The 20,600-nt window shown below is 41.7% G+C and carries 22 protein-coding genes; 5 read left to right on the top strand and 17 right to left on the bottom strand.

The features are described from left to right. Window positions 1-30 precede the first annotated feature (30 nt). Entirely contained in the window at window positions 31-1,080 is a 1,050-nt protein-coding gene (recA, locus tag BGP78_RS09105; protein WP_119861105.1) for a recombinase RecA, read from the bottom strand. A 67-nt stretch (window positions 1,081-1,147) separates the two neighbouring features. Continuing rightward, a complete protein-coding gene (locus tag BGP78_RS09100; protein WP_119861104.1) occupies window positions 1,148-1,636 on the bottom strand; it encodes a CinA family protein in 489 nt (162 codons plus the stop codon). A gap of 22 nt (window positions 1,637-1,658) precedes the next feature. Between BGP78_RS09100 and mutS the strand changes: the two genes are divergently transcribed. Then, complete coding sequence (gene mutS, locus BGP78_RS09095) at window positions 1,659-4,232, top strand: DNA mismatch repair protein MutS (protein WP_119861103.1); 2,574 nt, start codon at window positions 1,659-1,661, stop codon at window positions 4,230-4,232. 63 nt (window positions 4,233-4,295) lie between these two features. Here mutS and rpoS read toward each other — a convergent pair whose 3' ends face one another. The 10 genes from rpoS to BGP78_RS09045 form a co-directional block, all read right to left on the bottom strand. Beyond that, window positions 4,296-5,276, bottom strand: coding sequence for an RNA polymerase sigma factor RpoS (rpoS, locus tag BGP78_RS09090; RefSeq protein ID WP_119861102.1), 981 nt, complete (start codon window positions 5,274-5,276; stop codon window positions 4,296-4,298). Between the two features lie 56 nt (window positions 5,277-5,332). Beyond that, a complete protein-coding gene (locus BGP78_RS09085; RefSeq protein ID WP_119861101.1) occupies window positions 5,333-6,160 on the bottom strand; it encodes a peptidoglycan DD-metalloendopeptidase family protein in 828 nt (275 codons plus the stop codon). A gap of 68 nt (window positions 6,161-6,228) precedes the next feature. Continuing rightward, window positions 6,229-6,870: a protein-L-isoaspartate(D-aspartate) O-methyltransferase gene (locus BGP78_RS09080; RefSeq protein ID WP_119861100.1), complete on the bottom strand. Its 642-nt coding sequence runs from the start codon at window positions 6,868-6,870 to the stop codon at window positions 6,229-6,231. Continuing rightward, a complete protein-coding gene (gene surE / locus BGP78_RS09075; RefSeq protein WP_119861099.1) occupies window positions 6,870-7,619 on the bottom strand; it encodes a 5'/3'-nucleotidase SurE in 750 nt (249 codons plus the stop codon). Before surE ends, BGP78_RS09080 begins: the two co-directional genes overlap by 1 nt. After that, window positions 7,597-8,646, bottom strand: coding sequence for a tRNA pseudouridine(13) synthase TruD (truD, locus tag BGP78_RS09070; RefSeq protein WP_119861098.1), 1,050 nt, complete (start codon window positions 8,644-8,646; stop codon window positions 7,597-7,599). Before truD ends, surE begins: the two co-directional genes overlap by 23 nt. Next, window positions 8,643-9,119 (bottom strand): 2-C-methyl-D-erythritol 2,4-cyclodiphosphate synthase, encoded by a 477-nt coding sequence (gene ispF / locus BGP78_RS09065; RefSeq protein WP_119861097.1) that lies wholly within the window; start codon window positions 9,117-9,119, stop codon window positions 8,643-8,645. The genes truD and ispF overlap by 4 nt, the downstream gene beginning before the upstream one ends. Next, a complete protein-coding gene (ispD, locus tag BGP78_RS09060) occupies window positions 9,116-9,817 on the bottom strand; it encodes a 2-C-methyl-D-erythritol 4-phosphate cytidylyltransferase (RefSeq protein WP_119861096.1) in 702 nt (233 codons plus the stop codon). Before ispD ends, ispF begins: the two co-directional genes overlap by 4 nt. After that, window positions 9,810-10,094: a cell division protein FtsB gene (gene ftsB / locus BGP78_RS09055; RefSeq protein WP_119861095.1), complete on the bottom strand. Its 285-nt coding sequence runs from the start codon at window positions 10,092-10,094 to the stop codon at window positions 9,810-9,812. The genes ispD and ftsB overlap by 8 nt, the downstream gene beginning before the upstream one ends. A 37-nt stretch (window positions 10,095-10,131) precedes the next feature. After that, a complete protein-coding gene (locus BGP78_RS09050; protein WP_119861094.1) occupies window positions 10,132-10,767 on the bottom strand; it encodes a hypothetical protein in 636 nt (211 codons plus the stop codon). A 49-nt stretch (window positions 10,768-10,816) separates the two neighbouring features. Continuing rightward, window positions 10,817-11,296: a DUF2947 domain-containing protein gene (locus BGP78_RS09045; protein ID WP_119861093.1), complete on the bottom strand. Its 480-nt coding sequence runs from the start codon at window positions 11,294-11,296 to the stop codon at window positions 10,817-10,819. Window positions 11,297-11,357: 61 nt separating this feature from the next. Between BGP78_RS09045 and BGP78_RS09040 the strand changes: the two genes are divergently transcribed. From BGP78_RS09040 to BGP78_RS09030, 3 genes are all read left to right on the top strand, one after another. Next, window positions 11,358-11,576, top strand: coding sequence for a DUF1653 domain-containing protein (locus BGP78_RS09040; RefSeq protein ID WP_119861092.1), 219 nt, complete (start codon window positions 11,358-11,360; stop codon window positions 11,574-11,576). A 130-nt stretch (window positions 11,577-11,706) separates the two neighbouring features. Then, window positions 11,707-12,498, top strand: a complete 792-nt coding sequence (locus BGP78_RS09035; RefSeq protein ID WP_404936039.1) for an AAA family ATPase — start codon at window positions 11,707-11,709, stop codon at window positions 12,496-12,498. 3 nt (window positions 12,499-12,501) lie between these two features. Next, window positions 12,502-13,689, top strand: a complete 1,188-nt coding sequence (locus tag BGP78_RS09030; RefSeq protein WP_119861090.1) for a VWA domain-containing protein — start codon at window positions 12,502-12,504, stop codon at window positions 13,687-13,689. A 71-nt stretch (window positions 13,690-13,760) separates the two neighbouring features. Here the strand turns inward: BGP78_RS09030 and mdh are convergent, their stop codons facing one another. After that, window positions 13,761-14,693 carry a malate dehydrogenase gene (gene mdh, locus BGP78_RS09025; protein WP_119861265.1) on the bottom strand — a complete coding sequence of 311 codons (933 nt, stop codon included), beginning with the start codon at window positions 14,691-14,693 and terminating at the stop codon, window positions 13,761-13,763. A 481-nt stretch (window positions 14,694-15,174) separates the two neighbouring features. On the opposite strand from mdh, the gene argR reads away from it, so the two are divergent. Beyond that, entirely contained in the window at window positions 15,175-15,642 is a 468-nt protein-coding gene (gene argR, locus BGP78_RS09020; protein WP_119861089.1) for a transcriptional regulator ArgR, read from the top strand. Between the two features lie 46 nt (window positions 15,643-15,688). Here the strand turns inward: argR and BGP78_RS09015 are convergent, their stop codons facing one another. Genes BGP78_RS09015 through BGP78_RS09000 form a run of 4 tightly spaced genes read right to left on the bottom strand, consistent with a single transcriptional unit; the run spans window position 15,689 to window position 20,297 of the window. Next, a complete protein-coding gene (locus tag BGP78_RS09015; protein ID WP_119861088.1) occupies window positions 15,689-16,603 on the bottom strand; it encodes a Dyp-type peroxidase in 915 nt (304 codons plus the stop codon). A gap of 12 nt (window positions 16,604-16,615) precedes the next feature. Next, the gene (locus tag BGP78_RS09010; protein ID WP_119861087.1) at window positions 16,616-17,662 is read right to left on the bottom strand and encodes an ABC transporter ATP-binding protein; all 1,047 of its coding nucleotides are present in this window, start codon (window positions 17,660-17,662) and stop codon (window positions 16,616-16,618) included. Next, a complete protein-coding gene (locus BGP78_RS09005) occupies window positions 17,662-19,293 on the bottom strand; it encodes an iron ABC transporter permease (RefSeq protein ID WP_119861086.1) in 1,632 nt (543 codons plus the stop codon). The genes BGP78_RS09010 and BGP78_RS09005 overlap by 1 nt, the downstream gene beginning before the upstream one ends. Beyond that, a complete protein-coding gene (locus BGP78_RS09000; RefSeq protein WP_119861085.1) occupies window positions 19,293-20,297 on the bottom strand; it encodes a Fe(3+) ABC transporter substrate-binding protein in 1,005 nt (334 codons plus the stop codon). The genes BGP78_RS09005 and BGP78_RS09000 overlap by 1 nt, the downstream gene beginning before the upstream one ends. Window positions 20,298-20,600 lie beyond the last annotated feature (303 nt).

Below are 20,600 nucleotides of genomic sequence, written 5' to 3'. Positions count from 1 at the left end.
ACTGGGTTTTTCAAAGCATGCTAATAATTATTATGCTTCAGCATCTGCCGCAGCAAGACCTTGATCCTCACCGTCTTCTGGTTTAATCGTGGCTTGCAGTAATAACATTTCGCGTAATTGACCTTCAATTTCATTCGCGATTTCAGGGTTGTCTTTCAAGAATTTAATTGAATTAGACTTACCTTGCCCGACTTTACTGCCTTTATAGCTGTACCAAGCACCGGCTTTTTCAACCAACTTGTGTTTAACACCTAAGTCAATCAATTCGCCATGTTTAGAAATACCTTGTCCATACATAATGATGAACTCAGCTTGCTTAAACGGTGGTGCAACTTTGTTTTTAACAATTTTAACGCGCGTCTCGTTACCCACAACCTCATCACCATCTTTTACAGACCCGATACGGCGAATATCAATACGTACAGACGAGTAGAACTTTAATGCATTACCACCAGTCGTCGTTTCTGGGTTACCAAACATCACACCAATTTTCATACGGATTTGGTTAATGAAAATACACAAAGTATTAGAACGTTTGATGTTACCTGTTAATTTACGTAATGCCTGTGACATCAAGCGAGCTTGTAAACCAACATGGTGATCACCCATGTCACCTTCAATTTCAGCTTTTGGCGTGAGAGCAGCAACAGAGTCGACAATCACAACATCGACTGCGCCTGAACGCACCAACATGTCACAAATCTCAAGTGCCTGCTCACCTGTATCTGGTTGCGATACTAATAAATCATCAACATTTACACCGAGTTTTTCTGCATAGACTGGATCTAGCGCATGCTCGGCATCAACAAAGGCACATGTTTTGCCTTTCTTTTGTGCTTCAGCAATAACTTGAAGAGTAAGCGTTGTTTTACCAGATGATTCAGGACCATAAATTTCAACAATACGTCCTGTTGGTAAACCACCTATACCCAAAGCAATATCTATCCCTAGTGAACCGGTTGAGATAGCTTCAATATCTAAAGCTTGGCTATCACCTAACTTCATAATTGAACCTTTACCAAATTGACGTTCAATTTGTGACAATGCAGCATCAAGTGCTTTTTGTTTATTATCGTTCATTTGCTTCTCCAATCTTGCGTAATGCGAGTAAGTATACTGTATGGAATCACAGTATCAAGCATATTTTCTATTTAAATTTATTAATTATAATATCTATTGCAAAAGCAATGACTTGCATTCTAACCTGAGCTCTATCACCCGAAAAGATACATTTTTTTACTTCAAGTTCCCCTGAAATATAAAATGCAAACCAGACCAACCCGACCGGCTTTTCTGCACTGCCACCGCCCGGGCCCGCAACACCTGAAACAGCAATCGCTATATCTGCTTTTGCATTATGTGCTGCACCTTGGGCCATTTCACGCACTGTTTGCTCACTGACCGCGCCATATTGTGCTAAGACCGAGAGGGGTACTCCTAACAATTCATGCTTTGATTGATTACTATAGGTCACAAAACAACGGTCTACGTACGCAGAGCTCCCTGGTGTATCGGTGAGCGCAAAACTAATACCTCCACCAGTACATGATTCAGCGGTAGTGATTGTCAGACGTTTATCCGTTAAAATAGCACCCAATTGTGCAGCGAGGGCCGTGATCTCTTGTTGTAGCTCCATATTCACCCTTTTAGGTAGATGCATGTCGATAGATTTATATTCTGAACATACTATAAAACAACAAACACCTATGATGCAGCAATATCTTAGGATCAAAGTCGAACATCAAGATATTTTATTATTCTATCGAATGGGCGATTTTTACGAACTATTTTTTGATGACGCAATTCGTGCCGCGCAGCTGCTAGATATTTCTCAAACACATCGCGGTAAAGCCGGTGGTGCGCCAATTCCTATGGCGGGTGTACCTTATCATGCCGTTGAGAATTACTTGGCTCGTTTAGTGCAAATGGGTGAATCGGTTGCTTTATGTGAGCAAATTGGCGACCCAGCAACAAGTAAGGGCCCAGTAGAGCGTAAAGTCGTACGTATTGTTACGCCTGGAACCGTCACAGATGAAGCACTTTTACAAGAACGCCAAGACAATTTACTCGCCAGTATTTGGCAAAATAAACAAGGTCATTACGGGCTTGCTTATTTAGATATCAATTCTGGTAGCTTTAATATTGTTGAACTACAGACAGATGAAGCATTGAGCTCAACATTACAAAGGTTGCAACCTGCTGAGCTACTCTATCCAGAGTCTTTTCAAAACTTGTATTTAATTGAACAAATTAAAGGGTGTCGACGCCGCCCAGAGTGGGAATTTGACTTAGATACCGCTAAACATTTGCTATGCCAACAATTTAACACCAAAGACTTAATAGGCTTTGGGGTAGAGCAAGCACACACGGCACTTATCGCGGCGGGGTGTGTTATGCAATATATTAAAGACACACAACGTACTGCACTGCCACATATTCGGGCTATTACGTTAGAAAAAAACGAGCATGCGGTCATCCTCGATGCGGCAACGCGTAAAAACTTAGAATTAACCGTCAATTTATCAGGCAGCATTGATAATACACTTGCGCAAGTACTTGATAAAACCTCGACACCAATGGGATCTCGGTTATTAAAAAGACGTATCCATACGCCTATCCGTAACCGTTCAGAACTCAATGCTCGTTTATCTGCCATTACCAGCTTAATCGAGTCACAACTGAGTATCGAAGTTTATGATGCGTTAAAACACATTGGTGATGTAGAACGTGTTGTTGCCAGACTCGCACTGTGTAATGCGCGACCACGAGATTTAACACGTTTACGCTCAGCCTTACAGGCTCTTGCGCCATTACATACCATTTTATCTGATTGTAACGATGCTCGCATTACGCAAATATGCCAACAATCGACCCCTTTACCAAGGCTACAAGATTTACTAGAACGTGCGATCATCGATAACCCCCCGGTATTAATTCGTGATGGTGGCGTGATAGCAACTGGCTATAATGCCGACCTAGATGAGTGGCGTTCACTCAGCCAAGGTGCCACAGACATACTAGATCAACTAGAAGAACGCGAGCGCGAACGCACAGGAATCAATACATTAAAAATCGGCTATAACAAAGTCCATGGCTTTTATATAGAAGTCAGCCGCGCAAATTCACACTTAGTCCCTGTGGAGTACATCCGCAGGCAAACACTGAAAAATAATGAGCGTTATATTATCCCTGAGCTCAAAGAGCATGAAGACAAAGTACTCGGTAGCCAAAGCAAAGCACTGGCACTAGAGAAACAGTTGTATGAACAACTCTTTGAGTTTATTGCGCCTTATTTAGAACAACTGCAAATTATGGCCGCTGCACTTGCTGACTTAGATGTACTTAATACATTGGCTGAGCGCGCACAAACGCTTGACTATTGTAGACCTCTTTTAACTGAGTCTGACGAAATTTGTATTGAAGCCGGACGTCACCCAGTTGTTGAGCAAGTTAGTAAAGATCCGTTTATAGCAAACCCTGTCCATTTAAGTCCACAACGGAAAATGTTGGTGATAACAGGGCCTAACATGGGCGGTAAATCAACTTATATGCGCCAAACTGCTTTGATTGTGCTAATGGCGCACATAGGAAGCTACGTGCCTGCAAGTCATGCAACACTCGGACAAGTTGACCGTATTTTTACACGAATTGGTGCCAGTGACGATTTGGCGTCAGGCCGCTCAACATTCATGGTTGAAATGACAGAAACTGCGACCATTTTAAACAATGCATCGCATCAATCCTTAGTTTTAATGGATGAAATAGGTCGCGGTACCAGTACCTATGATGGTTTGTCTCTTGCCTATGCAACCGCAGATTATTTATCCCGTAAGATTAATGCAAAGACTTTATTTGCCACCCATTATTTTGAGCTCACGGAATTAGCAGAACAGCAAAATGGCTTGGTCAACGTACACCTCGATGCGGTAGAGCACAACGACACCATTGCGTTTAAGCATACCGTTCTTGATGGTGCAGCGAGTAAAAGCTTTGGCTTACAAGTCGCAGGCCTGGCAGGTGTGCCAAAAGACGTGTTGAAAGTGGCGAAGCAGAAGCTCACGATGTTAGAAAATCATCAAAGCGTCGTGGAGTCAACCGCACCAGCACAGCAAACCCTCGTACTAACCAGCGAACCGTCTGAACTTGAGCTTTCTATTCAATCACTGGACCCAGATGAACTGTCACCAAGAGAGGCTCATGCGATGTTATATAAACTAAAAAAACTACTATAACCGATACATTTCCTATAAAAAAACCACTCTCAGAGTGGTTTTTTTATTAAAGGTTGTTCGCAGTTACATTTGTTCAAATAAACTGTCTGTACTTAACCCTTCATGTTGCAAAATGTCTTTTAAACGACGTAACGCTTCAACTTGGATTTGGCGTACTCGCTCTCGCGTCAAGCCTATTTCTCGACCAACATCTTCAAGTGTCGATGGCTCATAACCCAGTAAACCAAACCGTCTTGCTAACACTTCGCGCTGTTTAGGATTCAATTCACCTAACCAATCCACAATGTGCTTATTAATATCATTGCTCTGTACTTCATTCTCAGGACCATGCCCTTTTTCATCAGCAATAATATCTAACAGCGCTTTATCATTTTCGCCACCAATTGGTGTATCAACTGAGGTGATTTTTTCATTTAAGCGCAGCATTTTCGTCACGTCTTCTACAGGTCTATCCAAACATTCTGCAATTTCTTCAGCCGTTGGTTCATGATCTAACTTTTGCGTCAGCTCACGTGCTGTACGTAAATATACATTGAGTTCTTTAACAACATGAATAGGAAGGCGGATCGTACGAGTTTGGTTCATTATGGCACGTTCGATCGTTTGACGTATCCACCATGTTGCATAGGTAGAAAAGCGAAAACCTCGCTCTGGATCAAACTTTTCAACAGCACGAATTAGGCCTAAGTTACCCTCTTCAATGAGATCCAACAACGCTAAACCTCGATTGTTGTATCTTCGCGCTATTTTAACAACGAGCCGCAAGTTGCTTTCAATCATACGTTTTCGAGAGGCTTCACAGCCTTTTAAAGCTTTGCGCGCAAAATAAACTTCTTCTTCAGCACTCAGCAGCGGAGAGAAACCAATTTCACCTAAATATAACTGAGTCGCATCTAGGTTCTTTACTGTTTCGTCTTTTGCGAAAATGTCTTCATCTTCAATGTTTTCTAAAAGCGCAGTTTTAGAATCATCCAATGTGACATCATCGTTTTTTTCTTCAAAATCTTCCGTTTTTTTGGTCTTAACATTTGCAGTTTGAGCCATATGCATCCTCCCAAGCGAATGAATGGTATAAATTCATCATACTGTCTGTTAGTGTCTTAATCCTTAGGTAAAAACCTAAGTGGGTTTACAGCTTGCCCTCTATAACGGATCTCAAAGCGAAGCGCAGTCTCAGTGGCGTCTGTACTTCCTATGTCGGCAATTCTTTGACCAACTTTAACTTTTTGCTGCTCTTTGACCCATAATTTCGAGTTATGTGCATAAGCACTTAGGTAATCATCATTGTGCTTCAGAATGATTAAATTACCATACCCTCTTAATGCACTTCCCGCATAAACCACAGTGCCCGCTGCGGCAGCTTTTACAGGTGTTCCGTGTTTATTAGCAATTAATAGTCCTTTATACCCATTATCTTTAACAGAAAAACGTTTTATCACCCTGCCAGAAACGGGCCTCTGCCACTGTACCTTTTTAGAAATCATTTGCTTAGGTACTTTGACACTGCTTTTCTGTTCTTTTTGAACATACTCCCGTTGTTTTGGCTTATCAAGTTCTTTTTTCTGTATTTTGTTACTTTTTTGTTTATTATTTTTAGGGTCACTTTGTTTTTTTGTCTGTTTTTTAACCTTATTATTCTTATTTACAAAACGCTTTAAATGAATAATTTGCCCGGGATAAATCACATAGGGCGGTTTTATATTATTTATCTGAGCAACTGCCCTCACATCTTTATTTGCACTAAAAGCAATAGAAAATAACGTATCACCTTTGTGAACTTTATATTGATTATTTTTAATGTGAATTTTATGCGTCGAAGAGGTCTTACCAGAATATAGAGATGTAACAGGAGCTGGTTTATGGCGAGTAGAGCAAGCACTCAACAACAAAGCAGCCAGTAATAGAATTAGCAGATGCATTTTTATCATTGTTTACTGTTCGCCATATATAATCATAAATGCTTAAATTGGTACTGTCTCGCCACTTAAAATAGACTTTAAATAATATCACCGGCGATCAAGGGTACAAACTTTACCGGTGCTAATGGATGTTCAATAAATTGCTCACCTTGGCGAACAAAGAGTGTTAAAACCTGTTCATGTTCACCTAAAGGAACGATCAGTGCACCACCATCTTCTAACTGTTGCAATAAAGACTGCGGTACTGACTTTGCTGCAGCGGTAACAATGATCCCAGCGAAAGGCGCTTTAGACGACCAGCCCAACCACCCATCACCATGTTTCATCGATACGTTATATAAATCAAGCTGGTGCATTCTGCGCTTAGCTTGCCACTGCAAGCTTTTTATTCTTTCAACAGTACACACACTTTCAAACAACTGTGCCAAAATTGCAGTTTGATAACCAGAACCGGTGCCTATTTCAAGAACCGAGCCTTCGACCCCAACTTGTCTGAGTATTTCAGTCATTTTCCCAACAATAAACGGCTGTGAAATCGTTTGCCCCTGCCCTATAGGTAACGCCGTATTTTCGTAGGACTTATGCTTTAAGACATCATCAACGAACAAATGCCGTGGTGTTTGCTCTAATACAGCTAACACTTTAGCGTCTTCCACTCCAAGTTCTTTAAGTTGCTCGATTAAAATACTCGCACTGCGCGCATAATTGTTTAATAACATTACATAGACTCTTGTAACCAGCTTGCCATAGTCGCTAAGCTTTCGTGTGCAGTCATATCAACTTTTAAGGGGGTAACTGATGCATATCCTTCACTGATAGTATGAAAATCAGTACCTGGCCCCGCATCACTTTCACGACCCAATGGCCCATACCAAAAAATATCCCGCCCCCAAGGATCAGCTTGCTGTGTCATTGTTTCAGCTTGATGCCTCGAACCAAGTCGACTGACCTTCACGCCTTTGAGCTCAGAAATGGGTAAGTCGGGGACATTAATATTAATAATTTGATCTGCGGGTAACGGGTGAAAGTGCAATTTTTTGATTATTTCAACGGTAACATGGGCCGCCGTTTCATAGTGTGCTTCCTCTTTTGAGCACAACGACACAGCAATTGCGGGTAACCCTAAATGCCGCCCTTCTATTGCAGCAGCCACTGTTCCTGAGTACAAAGTATCATCACCAAGGTTAGCGCCTTTATTCACTCCAGCCACAACAAGATCCGGACGTTCACTCATTAATTTATTGATCCCCATATGAACACAATCGGTTGGGGTGCCGTTAACTGACATAAACCCATTGTCTAAACTAGACATCCGTAAAGGATTCATCAGTGTCAATGAATTACTTGCGCCACTACAATTACGATCGGGTGCAACAACCGTAACTTGCGCTATTTGACTCAATGCTTGGTAAAGTACCGCAATTCCTTTAGCATGTACGCCATCATCATTGCTGAGTAGTATTCTCATCTTTATTATTGTCCGTTATGTTATCTTTTGAGGCATCTCGGTGCTTCACCAGCTCTCTGAGTAACGCCGTCGCAAATGTCCCTTTGGGTAAACTAAACGACAACTTTATCGTTGTTTCATCCAGTGTTTTTACTTCTAAACCTTGCGGAATTAAACGCAATGCCCGACGCTCATTCTTTAACCCTAATTCAGCCAGCCCTTCTTGCCAAGCACTAAATGGCAGCAGCCAAGTTTTCTCTTGCTCTGTTAAGCCTTTTTCCCCTTTGCCAACAAGCGGTGCAGACAAAAGAATATCGCCACTGGTTAGCCGCGATATGGTGTCATCACTGATATTTTCTTCAAAAAATGCATTACTGCCACTCAACATAAACACTTCTTTGTGCCAAGTTTTAGCCAAACCGTGCTCCGCAACGCGCTGACTAACAATGGCGTTAAAAATATGAGAGCGCGCTGCCGATATAATGATGCCGCGTAATTTTTTATCTCGAATACGCTCACCCGCAAACATACGCTCAGCCATGTGTAAATTATGCCCATCATGACCAAATCGTTGCTCACCAAAATAATTTGGCACCCCTTGGCGTACTGCATTGATGCGAGATAATATATCTAATGGTGTACTAATATGACGCAGAGTAATTTGAAACTTATTCCCTGAATGACAGCCAGTACGTAGTTTTCTATTGTGCCTGATTTGTTTAATTACAAACACACTATCACTGTTTAATTCAGTAAAATCAATACTCTGCTTAATAGGGACTGGCACACTGAACCATTGACTGGTTACGCCATGCCTATCTTTTAAGCCGGCATAACTGACATCTCGCGGCGCTACATTGGCAAATTTTGCAATCATCTTAGCCACGTATTGTGTATTTTCGCCTTTTTTGATCACTTGTAGACACATATGCTCACCTTCACCTGTAAGCTCAATATCCAGTATTTCGTCTACAACAAAGTCTTCTGCACTGGTTTTATAATCTGCCGTTGATAATGGCTCACCATATAAATAGTTTAAATCCTTCATATCTTTGTTACCAATACCACTGCGTGTGCAGAAATACCTTCTTTTCGCCCTTCAAAACCTAGCTTTTCAGTTGTCGTGGCTTTCACATTAACTTGATCAAGCGCAACATTACAATCTTGTGCCAAATTAGCGCGCATCGCATCAATATGCGGTCGCATCTTAGGGGCTTGTGCAACAAGTGTGACATCGCAATTTGCCAATTGATAACCCAATTCAACAATTTGCGCCATAACACGTCGTAATAATATACGACTGTCTATATTTTCAAACTCATCAGCAGTATCAGGGAAATGTTTACCAATATCGCCTAAAGCCAATGCCCCTAGCAAGGCATCACACAAAGCATGCACTGCAACGTCACCATCTGAGTGTGCAATAAAGCCATATTGATATGGGATTTTTTCACCACAAATTACCAGTGGACCTTCTCCACCGAATTTATGTACATCAAACCCATGGCCAATTCTTATCATTTTGCACTCTCTTTTTGCTGTTGAGATATTAAAAAACACGCCAAAGCATAATCTTCTGGCGTAGTGATTTTTATATTGTCTGAGCGCCCAGCAATAAGCTGTACAGGCTCATTATTCCATTCCATCGCCGATGCTTCATCGGTGATTTTGACGTTGTTTAACAAGGCACTTTCAAGTGCAGCTCGCAATGCTTCAAATGGAAACATTTGCGGGGTTAATGCTTGCCATAGATCATCACGCGGCACAGTACCTAAACTATATTCATTGCCACGTTTAATCGTGTCTTTTACTTTAGCAGCTAAAATCCCACCTTGACCTTTATGTATGCACTGAGTCATTAACTGTGTAATATCTGAGGCGGTAACCAACGGTCTGGCCGCATCATGGACAAGTACCCAATCAGGCGCATACTCAACCAGTCGATTTAACGCATTGAGCACCGAATCAGAGCGCTCTTGCCCACCAGGGGTGCGAATTATGCGCCTGCTATCAATATTTAGGTCAGCAAAATAGGCATCTTGTTCACTCACAGCAACCGCGATCATACTCACCGCAGGGATGTTTAACATTTTGTCTAATGTGTGCTCTAAAACCGTTTTCCCTGCAATATCTAAGTACTGCTTAGGATGTGATAGCTGCATACGACTGCCCACGCCCGCTGCGGGCACAACAATGGCTATTTTTGGATTTTTATTCATGGTGTTTTTTTGGCAGAACTCTTATGAATGTTTCATTCGGTTTGATCATGCCCAGTTCATGTCGAGCACGTTCTTCTACGCCCTCTAAACCAAGCTTTAAATCTTCTATATCGGCTTTAAGTAGTTTGTTACGTTTTAGCAGCTTTGCATTGATTTGTTGGTGTGCTGTGACTGCCTCCTTGAGTCTGGTGTAGTCTTGTAAGCCATTATGACCAAACCAGAGCTGATACTGAATAAAGGCCGCTAAGCAAACTAAAGCAAATTGAAATAAGCGCACTATTTAGCTCCTAACGCCTGCTATGCATTTTTTAAGATTAATATGGACGTTTTTTTATTGTTCTTACGTTTTTCCAGTTAATCATACTGGCTAACAGCATTTCCCTTAAGCTTAATATCCTTGGGCTTATCGCCTTCGTAAACCGCCATTGATGCCCGCAACATGCGGCACTGAGAAGCGCTTTAGAAGGTTTAAGCATCATGGTAGAGTCATTATCATGACTTCGCCCTGAACAATCGAACCACTGATACTGATTACAGTGCACCGTATTGTCTCGCACTTGATCTATGGTGTCTATGACTATGCGTGTTAAACCATCACCTGAAATAACAATGGGTACCACCAACCCGACGGATGCATGGCGTGAAAAATAATGTTCGCACACATCAGCTTGCCACTTTGGTTGGGCTTTTTGCGCACATAACCAGCTGCCATTGTGACTGTCTAACTCTAAAGGGACACACCCTTGCACAATATGCCGGGCCGCTCGTTCAACATAATAAGGAAGGCTCAGTAAAGCACGTGATATTTGCTCTTTGTCTGCCTTTTTTGCCAAAGCAGGGATCTCTCGTGCATAAAATACGTTAACTAACTCAGCAAACTGCAAGCGTTCATGCTCATCGTGCCATAAACTATTTTGCGTACTTGATGTTGTTAACAGTTGTTTGTCCACACTAGCTCTCCCTTTATATGAAAGTTATAGCATGGCCTATCAGTGCAAGCTAGCCTTTCGGCTTTTCACCCAAGCGTGCTTCTCCGTTTTCCATAAACTGCACCACAGCAGTGCGCTTTTTACCAACCAGTAAACTGCCATCACATAAAAACATAAAATTCTGCCAACACCGCTGAAATACTGCAAAGTTAGTTTCTATAACCTGATCTCGCGACATACAAAAATACACCGTTGTATTCGCTTCCCAGCCAAGGTGCGTAGTGATTGACTCTGGTAATGATCCCTCACCTTGCTCCCAAGGCTGCTCCCAATCAACATTTTCTGACCAACTATCTTCTTTACCAACCCACTCTGAGGGGTTAAAAAAGTCAGGGTGGTCTTGATCGCGACTTATCATCGTGCTCCATAAAACCGCAGCACGCTCTTTCGTCATTGGTTTAATGGCCGCTAAGTCACTCTCGGATATTGGTAAATCTTGGTGTTTAAAAACCCATGCTTTTCTAAAGTCATCAAGCGCAATATAATTCATACAACAGGCCAGTTTGGCAAACATTAGTGCGCAGTATACCGCACAGAAAACGGAGCGAACAGTGAAGCAAACACTAAAACCCGGTATTTATCAGCATTACAAAGGGCAGCAATATCGTGTATTCCACACAGCAACACACAGTGAAACACAAGAGTGCATGGTTGTGTACCAAACACTGTACGGAGATTTTGATTTTTGGGTCCGCCCTTTCAGCATGTTTGTAGAAAATATCACACGCGATGGCATCGAAATACCGCGTTTTAACTATATCGGTCCATAGCTAAATGAAATCCAGCCACTAGCGACACCTCACCTTTTTATGGCAAGATAAGCTATTGTCATCAGACCAGTCGTTAGGTAACCCAGTGAAGTTTCAAGGAACCAATAATTACATTGCGAGCAGCGCATTAATGCAAGCCGTTAACGCTGCTATTATTTTAGAAAAACCGCTTTTGATTAAAGGAGAGCCTGGCACAGGTAAAACACTCCTTGCGCAAGAGCTTGCCAACAGCCTCGACACCCGCCTTATTCAATGGCACATAAAGTCCACGACCAAAGCGCAACAAGGCTTATATGAGTATGATGCTGTATCTCGTTTGCGTGACAGTCAATTAGGTGAGGAGCGCGTTCACGACATAAACAATTACATTGTTAAAGGTAAGCTATGGCACGCCTTTACCGACGTACAACGCCCCGTTTTACTCATTGATGAAATCGATAAAGCCGACATTGAATTCCCTAATGATTTATTGCTTGAGCTCGATAAAATGGAGTTTCATGTCTACGAAACAGGAGAGCGTGTAAAAGCCAAAATCCGCCCTATCGTGATCATTACATCCAATAATGAAAAAGAACTCCCCGATGCTTTTTTACGGCGCTGCTTTTTCCACTACATTGACTTCCCATCAGCCCAGCAAATGCAGCAAATTATTGATGTACATTACCCGAATATAAAAGCCGAGTTGGTACAGCAAGCACTAGAAAGCTTTTTTAAATTGAGGGAAGTACCTGGGCTTAAGAAAAAACCCAGCACCAGTGAGTTACTTGATTGGCTTAAGCTGCTTATGGCAGAGGATATTGACAGCTCAACGCTGCATGATAAACAGCATCAAGGTGGTCTTATGCCTCTGTTTGGCGCTTTATTAAAAAACGAACAAGATGTGAGCTTAATTGAAAAGCTGGCTTTTATGAGTAAGCGATAAACCATGCTAATTGAGTTTTTTTTCACGCTTAAACGCTATGGGCTAAAAGTAAGCCCACGCGAACTACTCGACTGCTTAAATGCATTAGACAAAGGTTTAGCCTTTGCCGACATCGATGCTTTTTATGAATTAAGTAAAATCATTTTTGTCAAAGATGAAACACAATTTGATAAATTTGACCGTGCATTCGCCCATTACTTTCAAGGTATCGAATCACAAGACTTACTCTCGAAATTACAATCCACTACAAAGCTCCCAAATGAGTGGTTGAGAAAAGAGTTTGAAAAAAATCTATCCGAAGAAGAAAAGCAGCAACTCAATGCACTCGGTGGGCTTGATAAATTACTTGAAACACTTAAACAGCGCCTCATTGAGCAGCAAAAGCGTCATGCGGGTGGCAATAAGTGGGTAGGCACCGGCGGCACGTCCCCATTTGGCGCTTATGGTTATAACCCAGAAGGCGTTCGAATAGGTCAAGATGGTAACCGGCAACGCAAAGCCGTAAAAGTGTGGGATAAACGTCAATACCGAAATTTAGACGCCAATACTGAAATCACCAGCAGAACGATGAAATTGGCGTTAAAGAAACTCCGAAAGTTTGCAAAAAGTGGCGCCAGTGATCAGCTTGACCTCAATGAAACCATCGCTGCCACTGCAAAACAAGGTGGTATGCTCGATGTCAAAATGACCCCTGAACGACACAATGCCATTAATGTCATTATGCTGTTCGATATTGGAGGCTCAATGGATGACTACATTCATTTGTGCGAACAATTATTTGGTGCTGCGCACAGTGAATTTAAACATTTAGAGTTTTTTTATTTTCATAATTGTGTGTATGAACAAGTTTGGCAAGACAATGAACGCCGCGATACCGAAGCACTGGATACTTACCAACTCATTAACCGCTTCGGTAAAGATTATCGACTCATTTTTGTGGGGGATGCCACAATGGGTCCCTATGAAATTACCTACCCCGGCGGCAGTGTTGAGCATTGGAATCAGGAAGCGGGCAATATATGGCTTCAACGCCTGACCCAGCACTTCGAAAAAGTCGCATGGTTAAACCCACAGCCGACCACCCATTGGCCTTATTACCAATCTATAAACATCATCGATGAACTTATGCATAACCGGATGTACCCATTAACTTTAGAAGGGATTAGTAAAGCGATAAAAGTACTAACCTAATTGCATAACCCGTATGAAATTCAATCACAAAAAAGCCGCGATATACGCGGCTTTTTTATTTTCATTGTCTATTAAGACATGAAATCAACACCTTCTTGGATGTCTTTGTTAAGCGTTGCAAGCATGTCTTCTTTTGCTTTTTGCTCAAATGCGCTTAGTTCGCCGTAAGAAAGAATTTCTTCTACGCCGTTTTTACCTAAACGTACTGGGTGAGCAAAATATGGTGCATCGCCATTTTCAACAGCAACGTACGCATAATCTACAACATCTTGACCCTGTAGACCTTTAACCAATGAGAAGCAGAAACGTGCTGCAGCTGCACCCATTGAAAGTGTTGCTGAACCACCACCTGCTTTTGCATTTACCACTTCAGTACCTGCATTCTGGATACGAGGCGTTAAAGCTGCAACTTCTTCATCAGTGAACGAAACGCCTTCAACTTGTGAAAGAAGTGGTAAAATTGTAGTACCTGAGTGGCCACCAATAACTGGTACTTTAACTTCAGACACATCAACACCTTTCAATTCAGCAATAAATGCTTCTGAACGAATTACGTCTAATGTTGTTACACCGAATACGCGAGATGCTTCATAAGTACCCGCTTTTTTGAATACTTCAGCAACAATTGGCACAGTGCCATTTACTGGGTTAGTGATAACACCAACTAGCGCTTTAGGACAATTACGTACAATACCTTCAGCAAGTGTTTTGATAATGCCAGCATTAACATTGAATAGGTCAGCACGATCCATACCTGGTTTACGTGGCATACCAGCTGGGATCAATACAATATCAGCACCAGCAAGTGCGGCGTCTAGGTCATCAGCACCAAAACCAGCAACTTTAACTGCCGTTGGGATGTGAGAAAGATCAACAGCAACACCTGGAACAACTGGCGCTACGTCGTATAATGATAATTCAGAACCTGCAGGCAAGCCATTTTTAAGTAACAGTGATAAAGCTTGACCAATACCGCCAGCGGCACCCAATACAGCAACTTTCATGTGAATTCTCCATACATTGAAGGTAAATTTAGAACGCATTTCTCTTTTATGACTAATATTCGCTTGGTGGTGCGTACCGTAATTTTGGTACGCATTAACCCACACTTTATCTCGTGTGAAACCAAACAACCACGAGCGCTCAATCATTGAATTTTTGTGTAATCGGGAACTATGAATTTTAATCAACTGATATCCTGAATAACCACATAAAATGCAGTTAATCTCAGTAAAATTCATACAAATTACTAAAAATCTAGCCAAAAAAGGTAAACAGGCTCAAGTGTGCAGTAAAGATAATGAAAAGCGCAGGTAAAAACAAATTAATCCGAGTTATTTTCGTGATTTTTTCGACTATAGTTGTAAAGCTGACGGCACTTACTGTTTACGCCGCTGAGCAAATCAATTATCACTACGGTAAAATTTGGGTCATAACGCACTTTTGTGTAGAATCCCAACATCGCAATTTGAATTATGGATCGTTATGCAGCCTCAAGAAAAACAAGAAGCGCTGGTCAAAGCATTTAAAGCTTTACTGAAAGAAGAAAACTTTGGTTCACAAGGTGAAATTGTTGACGCGTTAAAAGAGCAAGGCTTTGACAATGTCAGCCAAAGTAAAGTCTCACGTATGTTGAGTAAATTTGGCGCGGTAAGAACGCGTAATGCAAAACAAGAAATGGTGTACTGTTTACCTGCAGAAATGGGGGTACCGACAGCGAAAAGTCCACTTCGTCAACTGGTCATTGATATCATTCACAATGAAATGATGATCATCATTAGAACCAGTCCAGGGGCAGCTCAGCTGATAGCCCGATTACTCGACTCTTTAGGAACTGCCGATGGCGTATTAGGTACCATTGCCGGTGACGACACTATTTTTATAGCCCCAGCACAAATCTCTGAAATAGACGCGACGCTCGAGCGAGTTAAAACTTTATTCGACAATGTGTAACAACCACTGTCGCTATCATCCATAATAGCTTCTACGGCTGCGGATATTACTCGCAGCTTTCGGCCATGGAATTTAAAAATTGCACCGAAGGCGCAAAGAATGCAGCCCCCATATCGGCTTGATTATAATCTAACCATAAATCATAGTTAGCAGGTGTTCCTAGTCGAGAAGTGAGTACAGCGTCAAAGGCTGAACCATGGGCAGAACAGCTTACCCATAAACTGCCTTGTTCAAAGACATCGCCAAATGGCATACTCTGATCGAGCAATAAAGCGAGCCCTGCTTCATTGGTAAGCTCAGCTAACGACGCATGGCTATCCTCACGTGCAGGCTCAATTAATACGTTATCTAATCGAGTTCGCCCCATTATTTGCTCTTGCTCATCAAGTGCCAATGCTTGCCACGCATCAATGTTAAACCGCACCCGCTGCACATGAATATAACTGCCTTGATGATCTGGTTGTTGCGGGTTATTCACCAGTGCCACTTGACGTTTAAAGCGGCCATGAGGGGCATTACCACCATAGATAAACCCATTAAAGTCTCTGCCATCGAGAAAACGAAAACCTCTAACATGGGCCACTAACTCGACATTGGATGCAAGCATATGTAATACACTTTGCGCAAATAAGTGGTTCACATCTTCCCTATCGGAACGGATCACATACATTAAATCAAATGGCTGACTATGCATTAAATGTTCAGTATGGCTAATATGAGGAAAGCTTTTTAGTTCTTCAGGAATATACTCAGGATAAATGTGAGGCCAATACTGCGCACCAATGGCAACAAAGCTGCTTACCATTGATTCAGAAAAGCGGTCACTCAATTCATTTTGCAATCGCTCACAGTTCGCCAATGCTGCACGCACAACTTCGTCGCGCCCTTCTAGTACATTAAAAAATAAGTGTAGACCATGTAGGTTTGCTTCAGCACATACCCCTGATTGCGCTTGCGCCATGCTAGCCCTTCCTTAATTCAGCTCTTGCTCAGAAAAGAAATTTACCGCATGTGACTTTATTTTGAAAGAAACAGGGAGGTTTGCGTCAATGATTGTATCTGCAGGGGCCGGCACTTCTATTAGCTGCTCAGCAAAACGTACCCGATAAACATATTCAGTACCCACAAAGCGCTGCTGCTCAACAGAGACTTGCCCTAAAGGGTCATTAATTAACTCTAGATGCTGTGGCCGCACATATATTTTACCTTCTTGCTGAGACTGTGATAACGGCACCATAGAACTCACATCACCAAAATCGGTTGTGACTCCCGCGCCGTTATACCGAGTCGCATTGAGGTAAATGCCCTGCCCCAGAAACTCTGCCACAACTTTATTTTTCGGCTGCTGAAATAGGGTTTTTGCACAGCCTAACTGAGCAATTTGCCCTTCATGCATAATCGCTAACTTATCTGAAAAGGCAAATGCTTCATCTTTTGAGTGACTAACAAAAATAGCCGACACTTGTTGGTCTTTAATAATGGCTCGAATATCATTAATTAATTGATAACGTACTTGTGCATCAATATTTGAAAATGGTTCATCAAGTAGTAATAAATTAGGTCGATAGGCTAACGCTCTTGCGATAGCAACGCGCTGTTGTTGACCGCCAGATAATTCATGCGGATAACGTGATTTAAAGTTATTCAGATGCACAAGCTCAAGCATTTCAGCAACACGCTTTTCACGCTCTGATTTGTCGAGTTTATTTAATCCAAAGGCAATATTTTGTGCCACGGTTAAATGAGGAAACAGTGCGTAGTCTTGGAACATCATGCCAATATTGCGGTGCTGAGGTGCGACGAATTGCGCTTCATCGCTCATACATTGCCCATTAATAACGACCTTCCCCTGCTGAGGTTGAATTAGCCCTGCAATAGCCTTAAGTGTGGTTGTTTTGCCACACCCACTGGCCCCCAACAAACACACTATTTCATTTTGTTCTACTGTTAGGTCCAGGTTCTTAATAACTGCTTGACCGTCATATTGATACGATAGATTTTGTAAAAGTAAGCTACTCATTAATTATGCTGCTCCATAGACCGATTAACAAAATATAACGGAATTAATCCCACCAAGACAATGAATAAAGCTGACACCGATGCCAATTCTAATTGCTCATCACTGACATATTGAAATACATGTGTCGCAAGTGTTTCGAAATTAAATGGCCTCAGTAATAAGGCCGCTGGCAACTCTTTCATACATTCAATAAATACCAGCAGAGCGGCGGTTAAAATGCCTCGGCGCAATAACGGAAAGTGAACCAAAGTCAAAGTTTGAAAAAAGCCCTTGCCCATACTTTGGCTCGCCATATCAAGTGACGGACTTATTCTGACATAACTGGCCTCAACAGCACCATGCGCTATCGCATAAAATCGTACTACATACGCAAATACCATCGCAAAAAGGCTGCCGCTAAGTAATAAACCCGGTTCGAAACTTGTTTCAGCAAACCACTCATTGAGTTTAGTGTCGAGTAGCGTTAATGGTAATAATACCGCAATGGCAAGTACAGTCCCCGGCAGTGCATAACCTGTGCTGGCAAAACGTCCTGGCACAGACTTTCTTTTACCTTCACCAATTCGTTGGTAAAAAACAACTAACACGCTGAATAAAATAGCGATAGCGCTCACCCACAGCGATACTTTAAGGCTTTGCCATGCATAGAGGAAGAACTGACTGTTCCACGCTTCATCAAAGTAGTCAATTGCATAGCCACCTAAAATACTAACTGGTAAAACAAATGCAATCATCAATATTAAAACACAATACGCTGTTGCTCCCCACGCTGATTTACCCTGTAGTTGATACAAAGCCGTCTCATTCACTGACGATTGGCGCTCATGAAGGGTGTCATTTTTACGACTTAAGCGCTCCAGCATTAAAGATACAAACAAAAATAACAACATGATCCCAGAAATTTTTGCTGCAGCGGTGAGTGAGTAATAGCCTAGCCACGTATCGTAAACTGCGGTGGTTAGCGTACTTACTGCAAAATAATGTACCGTTGCAAAGTCAGCCATTGTTTCCATACTGATCAAAGCAAGTGCGGCTACAATTGCACCACGCGCCAACGGTAAACTCACTTTAAAAAAGCTCTGTAATGGGCTCATTCCCATCAATTGACTTGCTTGCACCAACTTAAATGATTGTTCTCTCAAAGCAGTTTTAAAAATCAAATATAAATAGGGATACAACACGAGCGCAATCATGACAATTGCCCCGGGTAAAGTACGAATATCGAAAAACCAATAATCATCAGGCGAGTGCCAGCCGAACCACTCTCGAAGAGTCACCTGCACAGGACCAGCGTAATCAAGTAAGTCTGTATAAATATAGGCAATAATATAAGTGGGCATGGCAAGTGGTAACATTAAAGCCCACTCAAATACTTTGCGTCCTGGAAACTGGCAATACGCCGTTAACCAGCCAAGCGGCAGTGCAATAACACAACTTAACACGATCACTCCGAGAATGAGTAATAGGGTGTTAGAGGTGTAGTCCCACAGAACTGTGTTCCACAAATGTGTAAATACCTCTGAATCTCCTTGTAGAGATTCAAAGATCAAAAAAGCCAGCGGTGCTGATAGACATATGCCTATCAGCCACGCAAATACCTGCCATTTAGACAGAGAAGACGATACTTGCATTAAAGATCAAATTTAACCTCATCGATCAGCTTAAGTGCTAATGGACGATATTTACTAATTTCAGACAATGGTAATGCGTCTTCCTTAAACGTGCCCCATGATGCCACCAAGTTCGACAATGCTACTCCAGACTTTACTGGATATTCCATATTCATTGACGCATACATATTCTGAGCTTTATTGTCGGTCATAAACTCTATAAGTTTCAAGGCATTTTCTGGGTTTTTCGCATATTTGGTCATCACAACACCAGAAACATTTAAATGTGCACCACGGTTTGTTTGATTTGGAAAATTAATATGCACGGCATCCGCCCATGCTTTTTGTTTGCTGTCTTGTAGCATCTTACCGAAGTAATAACTATTCCCTAACGCCACATCACATAAGCCTTCTTTAACCGCTTTCACTTGAGCGCGATCATTACCTTGTGGTTTTCGCGCTAAGTTACTTTTTACACCTTTAAGCCACTGCTTAGTATCCGCTTCACCATGATGTGCAATCATTGATGCAATCAACCCTAAGTTGTAAGGGTGCTTTCCTGAACGCATACATATTTTACCTTTGTAAGTCGCAGACGCTAAATCTTCATAGCCTAAATCAGCAAGCTTACCAACACGCTCCTTTGACGAATAAACATTACGCACACGCTTCGTTAATGCAACCCACTCACCTGCCGGATCACGAAAAGCAACAGGAATATTACGATTTACAACATCGCTTTCTATTTTTTGCGTTAGGTTGAGATCATCTAACTGCATCAAGGCACTAAAGTTTGACGTTAATACTAAATCAGCTCGGCTATGCTTACCTTCTCGCTTCACTCGCTCAATAAGTCCTTTCTTAGCAAAAACGACATTGGTTTTTATGCCTGTTTGTTTGGTAAAGTCATCTAAAATTGGCTGGATCAAAAACGGTTGACGAAAAGAGTAGATATTAACTTCGTCTGCTGCCAGTGCGGGTAAACACGTCAAAGATGTAAAAACAATCGCTAATGCTTTTTTCATTAAAGCCTCCAGATAAAAACAATAATTATTATCAGCTAATAATATATCTTATGATGCTAAAAAACACCCTCTGAATAGAACTAGCTTTATGTTGTTGCAAATAACTGTATCACCAAATCAGAAGTTGCTTGTGAGAAATATCTTACTTCTCATGTGGAGATCAATGATACCAGTGCTGAAAATAGCACCAAACAAACAGTAAGTCATTGTTTATATTTAATTTAATGCAAAGCTTAACTATTCATCAATAATTCAAAGCACTTTTACTTGTTTTGTACCCGCAAAAACTCTCTATACTTTATC

This window comes from Pseudoalteromonas sp. MSK9-3 (genome assembly GCF_003590335.1).
In the GTDB taxonomy this organism is placed as follows: domain Bacteria; phylum Pseudomonadota; class Gammaproteobacteria; order Enterobacterales; family Alteromonadaceae; genus Pseudoalteromonas.
The sequence above is the reverse complement of the archived record's forward strand: the minus strand, read 5'-3'. Positions and strand labels throughout refer to the sequence as shown.

Excerpts from the sequence above, each read along its gene's own strand:
- mdh (WP_119861265.1), bottom strand. The coding sequence starts at position 14,693 with ATGAAAGTTGCTGTATTGGGTGCCGCTGGCGGTATTGGTCAAGCTTTA.
- BGP78_RS09085 (WP_119861101.1), bottom strand. The coding sequence starts at position 6,160 with ATGATAAAAATGCATCTGCTAATTCTATTACTGGCTGCTTTGTTGTTG.
- mutS (WP_119861103.1), top strand. The coding sequence starts at position 1,659 with ATGTCGATAGATTTATATTCTGAACATACTATAAAACAACAAACACCT.
- BGP78_RS09080 (WP_119861100.1), bottom strand. The coding sequence starts at position 6,870 with ATGTTATTAAACAATTATGCGCGCAGTGCGAGTATTTTAATCGAGCAA.
- truD (WP_119861098.1), bottom strand. The coding sequence starts at position 8,646 with ATGAAGGATTTAAACTATTTATATGGTGAGCCATTATCAACGGCAGAT.
- surE (WP_119861099.1), bottom strand. The coding sequence starts at position 7,619 with ATGAGAATACTACTCAGCAATGATGATGGCGTACATGCTAAAGGAATT.
- BGP78_RS09010 (WP_119861087.1), bottom strand. The coding sequence starts at position 17,662 with ATGAGTAGCTTACTTTTACAAAATCTATCGTATCAATATGACGGTCAA.
- ispF (WP_119861097.1), bottom strand. The coding sequence starts at position 9,119 with ATGATAAGAATTGGCCATGGGTTTGATGTACATAAATTCGGTGGAGAA.
- BGP78_RS09000 (WP_119861085.1), bottom strand. The coding sequence starts at position 20,297 with ATGAAAAAAGCATTAGCGATTGTTTTTACATCTTTGACGTGTTTACCC.
- BGP78_RS09100 (WP_119861104.1), bottom strand. The coding sequence starts at position 1,636 with ATGGAGCTACAACAAGAGATCACGGCCCTCGCTGCACAATTGGGTGCT.
- ispD (WP_119861096.1), bottom strand. The coding sequence starts at position 9,817 with ATGAATAAAAATCCAAAAATAGCCATTGTTGTGCCCGCAGCGGGCGTG.
- BGP78_RS09045 (WP_119861093.1), bottom strand. The coding sequence starts at position 11,296 with ATGAATTATATTGCGCTTGATGACTTTAGAAAAGCATGGGTTTTTAAA.
- BGP78_RS09015 (WP_119861088.1), bottom strand. The coding sequence starts at position 16,603 with ATGGCGCAAGCGCAATCAGGGGTATGTGCTGAAGCAAACCTACATGGT.
- BGP78_RS09030 (WP_119861090.1), top strand. The coding sequence starts at position 12,502 with ATGCTAATTGAGTTTTTTTTCACGCTTAAACGCTATGGGCTAAAAGTA.
- rpoS (WP_119861102.1), bottom strand. The coding sequence starts at position 5,276 with ATGGCTCAAACTGCAAATGTTAAGACCAAAAAAACGGAAGATTTTGAA.
- recA (WP_119861105.1), bottom strand. The coding sequence starts at position 1,080 with ATGAACGATAATAAACAAAAAGCACTTGATGCTGCATTGTCACAAATT.
- argR (WP_119861089.1), top strand. The coding sequence starts at position 15,175 with ATGCAGCCTCAAGAAAAACAAGAAGCGCTGGTCAAAGCATTTAAAGCT.
- BGP78_RS09005 (WP_119861086.1), bottom strand. The coding sequence starts at position 19,293 with ATGCAAGTATCGTCTTCTCTGTCTAAATGGCAGGTATTTGCGTGGCTG.
- BGP78_RS09035 (WP_404936039.1), top strand. The coding sequence starts at position 11,707 with ATGCAAGCCGTTAACGCTGCTATTATTTTAGAAAAACCGCTTTTGATT.